9 protein-coding genes and 1 riboswitch are annotated in these 14,441 nt (G+C 35.0%); all 9 genes read right to left on the bottom strand.

Annotated features, from left to right (window positions below):
- Nucleotides 1-84 precede the first annotated feature (84 nt).
- The 9 genes from ACVBAX_RS17195 to ACVBAX_RS17155 all read right to left on the bottom strand — a co-directional run bounded on the left by ACVBAX_RS17195 (nucleotide 85) and on the right by ACVBAX_RS17155 (nucleotide 14,427).
- On the bottom strand, nucleotides 85-798 hold the full coding sequence (locus ACVBAX_RS17195; protein WP_447118113.1) for a CheR family methyltransferase: 714 nt from the start codon (nucleotides 796-798) through the stop codon (nucleotides 85-87).
- Nucleotides 791-4,054 carry a response regulator gene (locus ACVBAX_RS17190; RefSeq protein WP_447118112.1) on the bottom strand — a complete coding sequence of 1,088 codons (3,264 nt, stop codon included), beginning with the start codon at nucleotides 4,052-4,054 and terminating at the stop codon, nucleotides 791-793. The genes ACVBAX_RS17195 and ACVBAX_RS17190 overlap by 8 nt, the downstream gene beginning before the upstream one ends.
- Before the next feature lie 29 nt (nucleotides 4,055-4,083).
- Complete coding sequence (locus ACVBAX_RS17185) at nucleotides 4,084-6,615, bottom strand: EAL domain-containing protein (RefSeq protein WP_447118111.1); 2,532 nt, start codon at nucleotides 6,613-6,615, stop codon at nucleotides 4,084-4,086.
- 278 nt (nucleotides 6,616-6,893) lie between these two features.
- Nucleotides 6,894-7,241, bottom strand: a complete 348-nt coding sequence (locus ACVBAX_RS17180) for a helix-turn-helix domain-containing protein (protein WP_447118110.1) — start codon at nucleotides 7,239-7,241, stop codon at nucleotides 6,894-6,896.
- 12 nt (nucleotides 7,242-7,253) lie between these two features.
- On the bottom strand, nucleotides 7,254-7,901 hold the full coding sequence (locus ACVBAX_RS17175; RefSeq protein WP_447118109.1) for a GAF domain-containing protein: 648 nt from the start codon (nucleotides 7,899-7,901) through the stop codon (nucleotides 7,254-7,256).
- Nucleotides 7,902-8,067: 166 nt separating this feature from the next.
- A riboswitch (cyclic di-GMP riboswitch) is annotated at nucleotides 8,068-8,154 on the bottom strand.
- A gap of 149 nt (nucleotides 8,155-8,303) precedes the next feature.
- A complete protein-coding gene (locus tag ACVBAX_RS17170) occupies nucleotides 8,304-9,446 on the bottom strand; it encodes a mannitol-1-phosphate 5-dehydrogenase (protein ID WP_447118108.1) in 1,143 nt (380 codons plus the stop codon).
- Entirely contained in the window at nucleotides 9,446-11,554 is a 2,109-nt protein-coding gene (locus ACVBAX_RS17165; RefSeq protein WP_447118107.1) for a BglG family transcription antiterminator, read from the bottom strand. The genes ACVBAX_RS17170 and ACVBAX_RS17165 overlap by 1 nt, the downstream gene beginning before the upstream one ends.
- A 79-nt stretch (nucleotides 11,555-11,633) precedes the next feature.
- Nucleotides 11,634-13,544, bottom strand: a complete 1,911-nt coding sequence (locus ACVBAX_RS17160) for a PTS mannitol transporter subunit IICBA (RefSeq protein ID WP_447118106.1) — start codon at nucleotides 13,542-13,544, stop codon at nucleotides 11,634-11,636.
- A 238-nt stretch (nucleotides 13,545-13,782) separates the two neighbouring features.
- Nucleotides 13,783-14,427, bottom strand: coding sequence for an FMN-dependent NADH-azoreductase (locus tag ACVBAX_RS17155; protein WP_447118105.1), 645 nt, complete (start codon nucleotides 14,425-14,427; stop codon nucleotides 13,783-13,785).
- Nucleotides 14,428-14,441 lie beyond the last annotated feature (14 nt).

Here is a 14,441-nt window from a genome sequence, read left to right as displayed (position 1 = left end):
GTAGTATTTAAAGGACCTAGTAATCGGATGAAGGAATCATTATTACAAAGTTAAGGAAATAGAGAGTATTGGCAAGTAACATTTTTAATTGCCGTTTAATACAATTTTTACTTGCCAAATACAATAAATCAATACATTTCTACACAGTATTACCTGAAATTCGTTAAATGATCGATCTGTTACTAAATTATGCTGAGCAAATACTACGTTTTTGGTTAAATAAGGATCAAATTTTACAGCATTGTTGGTCACTTGATAATAATCTGAAAAGGAGTTTTTCCCTCCTGAAGCAATATAATTATTGGTATATTTTTTCATATTTTCTAAAGGAAAAAAACCAGATTTAGCGATCTTTAATACATCAGAATTAATATCTGTTGCATATATCTTTGCTTTTTCGTAAATACCCTCTTCATGAAGAAGGATCGCCATTGAAAATACTTCCTCACCAGTTGAACATCCTGCATGCCAAATCCGAATCGTTGGATATGTTCGTAAAATAGGAACTACTGTCTCTCTAAAATTCAGAAAAAAATCTGGGTCTCTAAACATTTCTGTCACATTGATTGAAAAATCCGCTATTAATCTTTTTAGACAACCCGGATCATGTAAAACCTTCTCTAACAAACCGGTGATACTTGTTAGTTTTTCAGCATGGATTCTATGCCAAACTCTTCTTTTGATAGAATTGTAAGAGTAATCTCGATAATCATATCCACACCAGGAATATAGTCCCTGTAGAAGGAGATCTATTTCTATTTTTTCAAGTTCTTCTGATTTTTGCTCACTTTTATCCATCTACCATTTTCTTCCCTTCTTGCGAATACAGCCATACTTGAATCAAGGAAATTAACTGTTCAGGATCAAAGGGCTTTACAATATAATCGGAAGCACCTGCCTCTATACATTTCTCACGGTCTTCTTTCATAGCTTTTGCCGTTAAAGCTATGATTGGCAATGTATGATATTCCTGCATAGACCTTATTTTCGTTATGGCCTCATATCCATCCATTTCTGGCATCATGATGTCCATTAATATCAGGTCAAATTGTCTGTCCTCTTTCAAAATCTGCAAACAATCAACACCGTTTTCAGCGAACGTAATATTCAACCCATACAGTTCAAGAAAGCTAGACAGTGCATAGACATTTCGAACATCATCATCGACTAACATTATCCTTTTTCCTTTTAATTCAGGAATATTCTTAACCATATTCTCAGCATTCAAATCAGTTGATGTAGGTTCACAACTTCCTTCATTAAGTAACAAAGCCAATTCTTCTACTAATCGCTGTGGTGCCATACTATCTTTAATTATTATGGTGTGTGCGTGTTGATTTAAATACAATTCTTCTTTAGAAGTTAAGTTTCTTCCAGTATAAATGATAATATCTAAACGTTCCTGTTTCCCTTTTTCCATTATCTTATTTAATAATTCAAATCCGTTTGTATCAGCTAAACCTAAGTCCATAATCATAAAGTCAAACTGATTTACTTTTAACTCTTCGAGTGCCTCTGAACCATTCGATACCGCCTTAATGACCACATTCATGTTCCCTATTAATTCCATCAAACTAATTCGTTGATTATGATCATCATCTACAATTAAAAGCCTTTTAATTTGATCATCTGTGGTAATAGAAGGAGAAATTTTAGCTTTTTTAGCTGTACTCGATTGTTCTTCATCTTCTGAAGTACTACTAATCGTTTCGATCGTGACAGCCACTTCCTGAAAGTCATTAGATTCGTCTTTTTCATTATTTTCAGATTGATAATTTCCTAAACTAAAAGTGAATGTGCTTCCTTTCCCTTCTTCACTCTCAACCTTAATTTCTCCACCTAGTAGAATGGATGTTTCTCTGGAAATAGACAATCCTAGTCCTGTTCCTCCATATTTTCTACTAGTAGTTCCATCTGCTTGTTGAAAGGCTTGAAATATAAGATCTTTTTTATCTTTTGGAATGCCTATACCTGTATCGGTTACTGAAAATACAATATCATTTTTGGAATAAGATGAAGATCCAATTTCTAAACAAACTTTTCCTTTTTCTGTAAATTTAAATGCGTTTGAAAGAAGATTTTCTAACACCTGAAGCAAACGCTTTTCATCGCTATATATGGTTTGAGGAGTGCCTTCTTTTATATCTATATGAAAGTGTAATCCCTTTTCATTTGAAATGGGACGGAATCTTACATCAAGCATTTCTACTAAAGAATTAATTTGGATGACACTTGGATGGATATCCATTTTACCTGACTCTATCTTCGCTAAATCCAAGATATCATTGATAAGAATCAATAAATCCTTCCCGGATGAATAAATCGTATTTGAGTATTCGATCTGTTTATTAGATAGATTTCCCTCATGATTATCCGCCAATAACTTCGAAAGAATTAACAGACTATTTAAAGGGGTACGCAATTCATGAGACATATTTGCCAAGAATTCAGATTTATATTTTGAACTTAACGTTAGCAATCTCGCCTTCTCTTCTAGCTCTGCTCTTGCCTTTTCCACTTCTTTATTCTTGATTTCATATTTCTTATTTTGCTCTTCTAATCTCATTGCTTTCTCTTTTAATTCTGTATTCGTTTCTTCGAGTTCTTCCTGCTGAGCCTGAAGTTTTTCTTCAGATTGTTTTAGTACTTGTGTTTGCTCCTCCAACTCCTCATTAGTCATTCGTAATTCTTCTTGCTGGGATTGTAGTTCTTCCGATTGCACCTGTATTTCTTCCATTAAGGCTTGAGTTTCTTCTAGCACTTTTGCTAGTTGGATTCTTTTCATTGTATTATCCAAAATAATTCCGGCATGGCTGATTAGTTCATCCATAAAAGACTGCTGGGTCTCGCTAATTTTTTTAAAGGAGGCAAGCTCTATAACTCCGATCACATTCCCATTTACTATAATCGGCCATACATGAATATTTAGGGGAGATGCTTCTCCTACTCCAGCAATTAGTTCGATATTATTTAAATGTACCCCAGAAACAAAAATCGGAGACTTTTCTAATGCGGCTTGACCAATAAGCCCTTCCCCTAATTGAAAGGTACTTTGACTTTTTTCGTTAATAGCATATGAGGCTATTCTTTTAAATGAAGAATTATTATTTGAATCTTCGATATGAGTGACAAAAAATGCTGCCTTACAAGAATCCATTAATGGAACAATCTTAGAAAGGAAGGTTTGAGACAACGATTCTACATTGCTAAAACCATTTAACGATGTAGTAATTTCAGCTATATTTGACTTACTCCATATCAAAGACCTTTCTATTTGAGTTTGTTCCTCCAAGGATTGAACCATGCCATTAAATGAATTCGCTACTTCATCAATTTCATCGTTCGATTCTACTTCAACTCTTGTACTTAAGTCCAATTTCCCATTTGCAATATTACTCATAGTTGCCGAAACTTTCCCTAACCGCATTGCTAGTTTCCAAACCATTTTTCCTAAAAATCCGAAAGATAAAATAATACTTATAAAGGCTATTAGACTAGATATAATGATTTCTCTTTGAAGATCTTTTGAAGCATTAGAAAATGTTGATAATACGCTCGTTTCTAAACTTTCATTAAGATCCGAAAGTACTTGAAAAAACTCTTCATGTAAATTGTGCCCATTATCATTGATCAACTCAATGGCCTCTTGCCTTTTCCCTTCAGAAATAAGACTTATTATTTGATCTGTATAAATGGTAAAATTCTCATTTATTTCCTTAAGGTGTTTAATTAATTCCTTTTGTTCTTTTGTATATACCTTCAACTCAAGTGAATCAATATTTTTGGATACAGCATCATTTGCTAATTGTAAGTAAGTAAGTTCTTTTTGAAGGGAATCTTCATCAGTAAATAATATAATATTTCTTAAACTTATCGCTTCATTTTTAACTTCTCTATGGGTTTCTTCTGCCAACAAAACTAATTGGTAGTTATCTTGGGTCGACCCTTCTAACCGATTAATACTGGAGATTTCAATCCATCCAATAAGAAGGATCATAATAAGTAGGATAGGTTGTGTGCTAAGTCCTAACAGAAACTTTGATTTGATTTTCATATAAGAGCTCCTTGTAGAATTTTCCCATTCTAATGTATAGGTAGGTTTTTCCCTTGTTCTATACAAGCTTGATAAACCTTTGCAATAGCCTGAACACGATCATTAACGGTTAGTTTTTGAAAAATTCGAGTAATGTGATTTTTCACAGTATGTTCACTGATAAATAAACGTTCTGAAATTTCTTTATTGCTTAGCCCATCAACCAAAAGTTTAAAAACATCCATTTCGCGAATGGAAATCATATATATATCCTTTGTGTTATTTAATGCAGCAGTAAGAATTTCTTTATTACTTCTTTCATTATCTACTACATGATTATTTGTTGAAATTTCTTCGTACTTCTCTGTTAGAGTATCTTCTCGAGATTGGATTAATTCTTTCCTCTCAATATAAGTAGAATTTTTCTCTTTCAAGAATTGTTCAAATTCCTTTGGGAATATAGGAGGGCTAACCAAGTACCCCTGTATTTCATGGCAATTCAAATCCCGCAAAATACTAAGTTGTTCCTCAGTTTCAACTCCCTCAGCTATTACGGACATTTTTAAACTTTTGGCTAGAGAGATAATCGTAGAAACTAGTGGAACACTTTCCGATTTGGATTTTGTTAAATCTTTAATAAAAGACTTATCAATTTTTAATGTTTGAAGAGGAAATTGCCTTAAGTAATTCAGTGACGAATATCCTGTCCCGAAGTCATCCAAACTTATCCAGATACCCAAATTTCTTAAAAGAGTTAAGGTTCTTGTAATACTCGCCTCATCACCCATTAATACAGACTCAGTAATCTCAACTTCTATCATCCTAGGTTCTATATGATATTCGCTTAAGATATTCCCAACTTTTTCCACTAAGTCTTTCTGTAAAAATTGGATTGAAGAAAAATTCACTGCCACTCTGATTGGGGGCATGTCTTTTTTCTCCCAATGCTTGATCTGTTTGCATACCTCTTTAAGCACCCATTCACCAATTTCAACTATTTGACCGCTTTCCTCTGCTAATGGAATAAAATCCATAGGTGAAACAATACCCCAAGTAGGATGATTCCAGCGCAATAATGCTTCAGCGCTTTTAATTTCACCCGATTCTATGTTTATACGCGGTTGATAAACTAATGCTAGTTCCTTTCGCTGAATAGCTTTTCTTAAGTCATTTTTTAGGATAAAAGATTTATAGGATTGAATGTTTAATCCTGTGTGGTACATTTTGCACTTATTATTACCTAGTTCTTTTGCACGATATAGAGCTACATCTGCATTTTTCATTAATGTAATGGTATCTTCACCGTCAAACGGGAAAATACTCATCCCTATACAGCTAGTTATGAATAATTCGTATTGGTCAATGATTAGTGGCCTCTTGAAGCTTTCTAAAATATTTTCTGCCAACTCCAATGCACTTTCTCTATTTGTATTTGGCATGACGATATTGAATTCATCTCCGCCAACTCTTGCGATTAAATCTGTTTCTCTTACACTTGCTTTTAATCTAACAGCCACCTCTTGGAGTACTTTATCTCCAATCAGATGACCAAGCGAATCATTAATATATTTAAATCGATCCATATCCAAATAAAATAAGGCTAATGATTGATTGAATTGTTTAGCTTGATTGACCAATAAAGGCAGTTGTTCATTTAACAGCCTTCTATTTGGTAGATCTGTTAACCAATCATAGTAGGCCATATGAGTAATTCTTTCCTCATATTGCTTTTTATCAGTGATGTCTCTTATTGTAACAGCCACTATACACTCGTCCTCGACAAATCTTTTTCCCACTTGAACTTCAGTAGGAAAAATAGTTCCATCTTTTCTTGATGCATATATTTCTTTCTTATTTTCGTTGCCTGATATAAAATCCAAATGGTGGACTGCATTTAAAACATTTTGAATGTATCTTTGAGAGTCCTCTCGTTTAAAAAGATCTAAAATATTATTATTTAATATCTCCTTTACCTCATATCCAAACATGGATGAAATGGCAGGGTTTGCTTTTAAAATGATTCCTTTGTCATCAATATTAATCATCGTATCAATAGAAGTTTCTGTAATAACATTTGCTAATGCTTCTGAAATTTGAAGTCTTGAAGTGGCTTTTGACAATTCTATATTTACTTTTTCCAGTTCCTTGGTTTTTTCTTCCAAATGATTTGCTTGTTGAACAAGTAATTGATTCATTCTATACATTTGAACGAATCCTTCTACTTTCGCTTTCAGAACTACTGGGTCAAAAGGTTTAAGAATATAATCAATTGCTCCAATAGAATAGCCTTTAAAAATATGTTCAGAATCCATATTATTGGCAGTAATAAATAAAATGGGAATATTTTTTGTTTTTTCTCGAGCCTTTATTATTTTGGCTGTGGCAAATCCATCGATTCCTGGCATTTGAACGTCTAACAGAATAGCAGCAAAATCATTCTTTAATAAATATCTTAAAGCTTCTTCACCTGAAGAGGCTTTAACCAGATGATAATCCTTTCGATCAATTATTGCCTCTATTGCCAAGAGATTTTCGGGTCGATCATCGACTAATAATATATTAACCTTATCAACGCTATTCATTACTTCACACTCCAGTTCTTATATTGAGTTCAAATAGATTAAAATGATGTGTACCACCAAAATTTTGAGTACTAATTTATAGGCACTAAATCCCTGATATTCTCGATATGAGAACTTATTGTGTAATTATATCTTAGAACTATTTAGTAGGAAAGTTTTAACATTAAAATATTACAAATTTCTTAATTTTAATATTTGGTACAATACCCAATTTTTACTATTATTTTGCAAGCTCCATACAATAAAAAAACAGGAAACTCAAATGAGCTTCCTGTTAATTAACCTAATTTTTCCTTATGGTTCTTTGAATGACTAATCTTTTCTAAAAGTATTCTAATTTGTTGAAAATCCTCTTCTTGAAGAGGAATCCCTTCCCAATGAAGTTCTTTATGTGAAAGCACTTCTTTTACGTTTAATTCTTGAAGAGGGGCTACATTTAACAAATAATCGACCGAAACCTTATAATAATTTGCAAACATAACGAGTTTTTCAAGGGAAGGCTGTCTAAATTCCGATTCGTACCCCGCATAGGTGGATTTAGCCACTCCTACTATTTTCGCAGCATTTTCCATTGTTAACTGGTGTTTTTGTCTTAATTCTTTAAGTCTCTCACCAAAACCAAACATAGTATTCACCTTTTAATCAGTTTGTTTTATAACCGATAATAAATGAGACTTCACTCTTGCTAGTTGTTCCTCAATCATCTCGTTCCCTTTGCTAAACATATTGATTTCATGAATTGTAAATTCTCTTATGTTCTCAGAAAACACTACGGTATGTCCAACCATTTTATCATTATACTGGATTGGGATGCAACAAACAGCCTTATAGCCCGCCTTTAATAAATCCGTTTTGTGGTTCAGAGAAACTATGTCCTCTCCTTTCTCCACATTTGATATGGCTACAATCTCTTTTCCATAAACAGGTATGTCGTCACCATCCTGAATATCATTAACTGTAGATAGGCCTTGAGAATAATCATTATAGTGCTGAGATACTTTTGAAATTGATGCATTCCATAGTTTTTGTTCCTTTTCATCAAAAAGATAAATTCCGCAATCAATCCCTTTAACACGATGTTCGAGTAGCCTTGTACAACGATGTAACATCATTTTTGTTTCCATAGCCATGAAATCAGCTTCACTAATCACATCGTTTTTGTATAATTCCTTAAATATCTCACTCAAATCAAGTGTATTCTTCATTGTTGGCTCAATCCTAGATAATATTTTACTTATCTCTTTGGTGTAACGAAAACTTTTCAGAGAATGTATGATTTTGTCCATTTTTATACCTCATGTTAGTGATAACTTGTAACTAACCCATTTTATTTTCGAAAAGTTAAATTGTTTAAGAATGTATGATAATAACGAATAATAAAAAGCCCACCAAAAGATTGGTGAGCTTTAATAAAAATAGGGAATAATCCTACCATTTTATTAATCCAACCCTTTCGGTAACCCGGCGATCATTACTGTACTTAGCTTTAGACCCGTAGCTTTGCGTCCTTATTTTTCAATAAGTTTGCCATTATCGATGGTATATTTCCTTTAAAATCGACTATTAATTGAACTATGTTTAGAAACCTTTTCACAAATTTTATCACATTAAACCCTAATTAAGCTATTACCAACATTATAAAAAAAAGGTTGACGGTAACCATCCGACAACCTTAATTTAGAAAGAATTTACCCCTTCAATCCTTCATAGTGTCTAATAATCTCTTTAGCAAGTTGGCTTGAGTCCTCAAGACCACATACTTGTTGAAGCACATACGACACTCCATGTTTGTTAATCATTGACTGAAGCTTTACTGCATCTTCATCTTCTTTGTAATCAAAAAGTAAGGCTGCAGCAATAGCCTTTGCTAAATTATCGTAAGAAAGGCCCACTTTTTGAGCCTGTTGGGCTGGACGTACGAGTCGATCCTCTGGCCCAAGCTTTCTTAACGGGGAACGACCTACTCTTGTCACACCGTCATGTAGATGAGCATTTTCAAAACGTTTAATGATTTTCTCAATATATTTTTGATGTTCTCCCGGATCTAGATGGTACTGTTTGATTAAATAAGCACCCGTCTCACCAAGTGTGGCCTTCACCTGATTGTAGATATCCATATCCGCTAGAGTTTGGTCAATCGTTTCTTTGTTGGCAAGATAACCGAAATAAGCAATCACGGCATGTCCTGTGTTAACCGTAAACAACTTTCTTTCAATAAATGGAGCTAATTCAGGAACGATAATCATTCCTTCAATAGGAGGAATTTCTTCTTTCGTTTCTACCACCCATTCATGGTAAGGTTCAACAAGCACATCTAGAGAACCTTGATTATTTTGAATCGGTACAATCCGGTCCACAGCTGAATTTAAGAATTCTACATGAGCAAGTACCTTTTCTTGCATTTGATCATCAAGATGCTCAAAGATATAGCCTCTTAAAAGATCGGTAGCGGAAATTTGATTTTCACAGGCAATTACATACAGCTTGTCATTATTTTCTTCTACCCTAGCAGCCAATCCCTTTGCGATTAATGGTGCGATTCTCGGGAGGATGTTAGGTCCAATAGCCGTCGTTAAAAAGGCTGCCTTCTTGATTGTTTCTATTACTTCATTTTCCTGTGTTAGATTATTCAATCCTGAAACATTCTCAATAAGAATACTCTCTTGTGCATCTGTTGCAAGCTTTACTTTATATTGTTTTTCTTCATTTAATTGATTAATAATTGGTTCGGCAATATCTATGAAAGTAACATGGTATCCTGACTGAGAAAAAAGGGCTCCAATAAATCCTCTCCCGATATTACCTGCTCCAAAATGTACTGCTAGTTTCATTACATCATCCCTCTATCATTTATTTTTAAATTCGACTGTAGATAATCCGAAAAAATAGACTCTAACCTCTTATAAATTAGCTCTTCATTTGCCGATGAAAAAATCAAAATAGCTTCATCGGTCTCAATAATATTTGTACTAATTAAGCTAATAATCTCCTGCTGTCTGTTACTTAACTCTAATGGGGCCAGCATGAGCAAGAGGTTCTTCATCATAACCAGGTTTCCATCCATTCCCCTAACCAGACAAGGATTAGGCAGATGGGCAATTTGGAAGATCAGCTCACGTACATGCTTATTTCTTGCATGAAATAAGGCTAAATTGGTCTGAGGAATCCCGAGACCGCCTCTTTTTTCCCTCTCTTTTAACGAATTTAGAATGCCCCCAGAATCAGTCACTAGATTCTCTTTCTCGGCAATCTCCAACATCTTATTAAGGATCAATTCCTGGCTTTCCGAATGCTTCATCCTGTAAAATCGGTAATTTTGCATGATGGACTCTATACTCTGATGAATACTCTTAATGTCCTCTAGCATGTCATGCAAATCGATGTTTTTTTTAACAACAGATGAAGGTACAGAATGGCGTTCGATCTTTTTGTATTTTTCACCCTTTGCTATGGCTTCAATATTATTCTGTATAAAGCTTTTAATCGTATCAATGTTCTCTGTACTCAATAACGGGTTCACTAAAATGTATTCTTTATGGATGAAAGGCAATCTTACAGTAGAAATAATCACGTCATATGCTTGTAAATTCACATGTTCCGATATTTCTTTAATCGACTTAATATCAACTGAATCAATTTCTGCTATTTCTTTTTTGATTCTACTAGCCAACATCTTTGAAGTCCCGATTCCGGTAGGGCAAATCACCAGGGCTTTAATTGTCAAATGCTCTTCCTGCATTAATAATGCGGAACCGAAGTGTAACACCATAAAAGCAATTTCGTCTTCTGGAAAATGGTCAATGTATTTAAATTCTTCTTTTACACTATTATTTACTGCCATAAATAAAACCGGATACTTCCGTTTAATTTCTTCTTTTAGTGGATTAAACGACTCCATTTTTTGTTCGATACGAAAAAGCGCTGGCTCCATATGGGCAAGCAACCCTTGAAATAAGGAGAAGTCATCCGTTAAATTTACCTGAAGCTGATTAGAAACAGAGCGAATCACGTTTTTAATGAGCTGAGCAAGTAATATGTTTTCGGGTTCAGCCTCAGCACCTTGTAGCTTTATACCTTTTAGAATCAATGCTAAAAAATGGATATCTTTTTTAGTAAGACTCATATCAAGTTTTCGTTCTAACTCACGACTAATCACTAACATCAGATCATATTCGATCGCAACCTCTTTTTCTTGTAAGATCACATCCTCTTCCAACAAAAAGTGTGCATCTGTTCTCATTAGAGTGATATAAATATGTAAAACCACTTCCAAGTATGCTCGATCTGTTACTCGGGTTTGGGTTTTATGAAAGGTAGCATTGACTAAGGTAAGTACTTCTAAAAACTCATCATGATGAAAATAATGAAGAATCTTTTCCTCAGATGGACTTCTCTTTTCCAAAATAAATAGTTTTTCTATAAACTCATCGTGAAAATACTGTAGAAAAAAATGGACAAGAGCTCTTCGTTTGTTAGCCTCTGTACCGTGCAGTTCTACTCCTACTCCTCTTTTTCTTGTTAACTGTAATTGAAACATCTCTAGCCATTCCGCCATTTCGTCAAGATATATGGCTAATGTTGCTGAACTGACTCCAAGATGAGTGGCTAAAGTTTGAATTTTAAAAAGCTCTTCTTCATATACAGCTAAAAGTAATCGAAGCTTTTTTTCGAGAGGAGTTTGATCAATTGGTGTACTCCCTGCCAAATGCTGAATTAACCGATATATCTGTTCGTTCTTCCCCTCAATAGAAAGACCTTGATCCATGTTGCGTGTTAGACTTAGTCCAAACTTCTCCATGATCCTTTCAGTTGCCTTTAAATCACGTTGTATAGTCCTGGTACTTACATTTAGTGAAGAGGCAATTGAAAGAACGGTATGTTTTCCAGAAGTTTTAATAATCAGTTCAATGATAGCTTTTTCCCTTGAGGTTATATCCACGGTATCAACTCGTTCCTGAGTGAAATAACTAGAAAATAGAAAAGCGCAAAGATACGCTTTTCTATTTTTTATTTCTTATTTACTTTTTACCAATAATTTCGATAATCTCTTGAGCTGTTTTTGCTTGAGCCATTTTTTCGATATTTTCCATATCGGAGCAAGTAACTGCGATTCCAGAAAGGATTTCAAGATGTGTACCGTCTTTTCCAGCAATACCGAAGATTAAACGTACTTTCTGTCCATCAAAATCCACGCCATTCGGAACCTGGAGGACAGTAAATCCGGATTTAATAACAGCCTTCTTCGCTTCTTCTGTTCCATGAGGGATCGCAACATCATTTCCCATATACGTAGAAGTCATGTTATCTCTCTCAATCATTGCTTCGATATAGCTTTCATCGACGTAACCAGCATTCTTCAATGCCTGACCGGCAAAGCGAATGGCTTCTTCCTTATTTGCAAACTCCTGATTGATAAAGACATTTTCAGGACGAAGTAAATCATCGCTATGTGACACTTCTTGTTCCGTGTTATCCGTGCCATTCTCTTCTGCCTCATCTACTAAGTCATGAAGAGTTGAGCTTGCCGGAAATTTCAGCTCGCTAATTAGCTTGTCATATTCAGGACTAGATAAGAAATTATCAACAGAAATATGATAAGCATTCGGAACTTTGTTTATTGCTCTAGGAGTTAGCTCCTCCTGTGTAATAACAATTTGAGCGTCAGCTGGAAGATTACTAATAGCCATATTGGTAACCCCGATATCCATTCCCGCTTCTTTTACTTTTTTGCGTAACAACGATGCTCCCATAGCACTTGAACCCATTCCAGCATCACATGCAAAGATAATTTTTGTAACATTGTCAGGGATAGCGCCTTGATCTGTAAGCACATTTGATACAGAGCTTTTCTTCCCTTTCAGTTCTTGCATTTTTTGAGCGGCTGCTTCAAGGTCATCTTCACCCTGCTTCCCCGTTTTCAAAATAAAGGAAGAAACAATAAATGACACGACTGCAGCCACGATTACACCAGCAAAGTTTGCCATATATGCACTTGCATGATGTGGGGTAACCGCTGTAATCGCAAGAATACTACCTGGTGAGGATGGAGCAAATAATCCACCGCCTAATAGAACCAATGTAAATACTCCACTCATTCCACCTAGGATCACAGCAAAAAATAACATGGGGCGCATTAAGATATATGGGAAATAAATCTCATGAATACCACCGAAAAAGTGAATGATTCCTGCACCGGGTGCTGATTTCTTTGCTGTTCCTTTTCCAAAAAACATATACGCAAGTAGGACACCGATTCCAGGACCTGGATTTGCTTCAAGAAGGAACAGAATGGATTGTCCCGTTTGTTTTACTTGTTCCACACCAATTGGTGATAAAACTCCGTGATTAATCGCATTATTTAAGAACAATACTTTTGCTGGTTCAATGAGAATACTCGTTAATGGAAGCAGTCCTGTTCCAACCAACCAGTCAACTCCTGATACAAGCCATCCAGTAAACACATCGACTGCAGGCCCAACGCCTAAAAAGGCTAGAATGGCAAGGATCGCCCCTAGAATACCCGCAGAAAAATTGTTTACTAGCATTTCAAAACCAGCTTTAACTTTTCCTTCAATTAACTGGTCAAATTTCTTAATAACAAAGCCACCTAACGGACCAATGATCATCGCACCAAGAAACATTGGTATGTCTGCTCCTGCAATCACACCCATCGTTGCAATTGCACCAACAACCGCTCCACGTTCTTGATGAACAAGTTTTCCACCTGTATACCCAATTATAATAGGTAGTAAATAGGTAACCATTGGGGTAACCATTTTGGCAAGGTTTTCATTTGGGAAAAAGCCAGTGGGAATAAATAAAGCAGTAATTAATCCCCAAGCAATAAATGCTGATATATTTGGCATGACCATAGAACTTAGGAAATTACCAAACTTTTGTACAGCTACTTTTATTTTTGATTGTGCCATATTCGATCTCCTTCTAAAATTAGTACCTTCACATGTTAACTTACAAAGTTAACACTATCAACAAAGTGAAAAACCAACTTTGTCGTTCCTAAAGAGACAAAAGTATTTTTTCTCAACAAAGAATTAATATTCTTTGTTGTAATTTGACATAATTCTCTAAAAGATATAGTAGGTTTTTCATATTTTTAAGATATTAAAAAACCCTTGCGTTTTATCGCAAGGGCCTTACTTAATCTATTTATGCTTTTACAGCTAACTCAACTACACGGCGTGCAGATGCTTTTACTTCTTCTAAACCTGCAGCAATAATTTCTTGTGCTTTATTTGGCATCGCATTATGTCCTTCAATTACAACTTCATCAATGATTTGCATTCCGAACACTCCACCAAAAACATTACGCATATAGTTCACAGCCATTTCCATCGGTGCTGCTTCAGGCGCTGAATAAACCCCTCCGCGTGCATTTAGGAAAATCGCTTTCTTTTCTGGCATTAAGCTTACTAGGTTACCAGAAGCATCATATTTAAATGCGAAGCCTGCTGCGTATACATAATCAATAAACGTTTGTAATTTTGCAGGGATCGTTAAATTCCATAACGGAAACGCAAACACAACAACATCTGCGCTTGAAAGTGCGTCCATTGCTTTTTGTTTTGCAGCTAACAAACGTGATTCAACGTCAGTTAGTTCTCCACCATTTTGAACCTTACCAAATGCATCAAAAAGGTCCTGACCAAAATATGGTGTATCCTCTTCAAACACATCATAAGTAGTAACGTTTACGTCTTTCCCTTCTAACTCCGCCATAAACGTTTCGTACATCTTACTAGAAATCGCCTCAGAAGCAGGGCGGTTATTTGCTTTTACTACTAAAACATTCATTTACATTCTCTCCT

This window comes from Robertmurraya sp. GLU-23 (genome assembly GCF_052983275.1).
The sequence above is the reverse complement of the archived record's forward strand: the minus strand, read 5'-3'. Positions and strand labels throughout refer to the sequence as shown.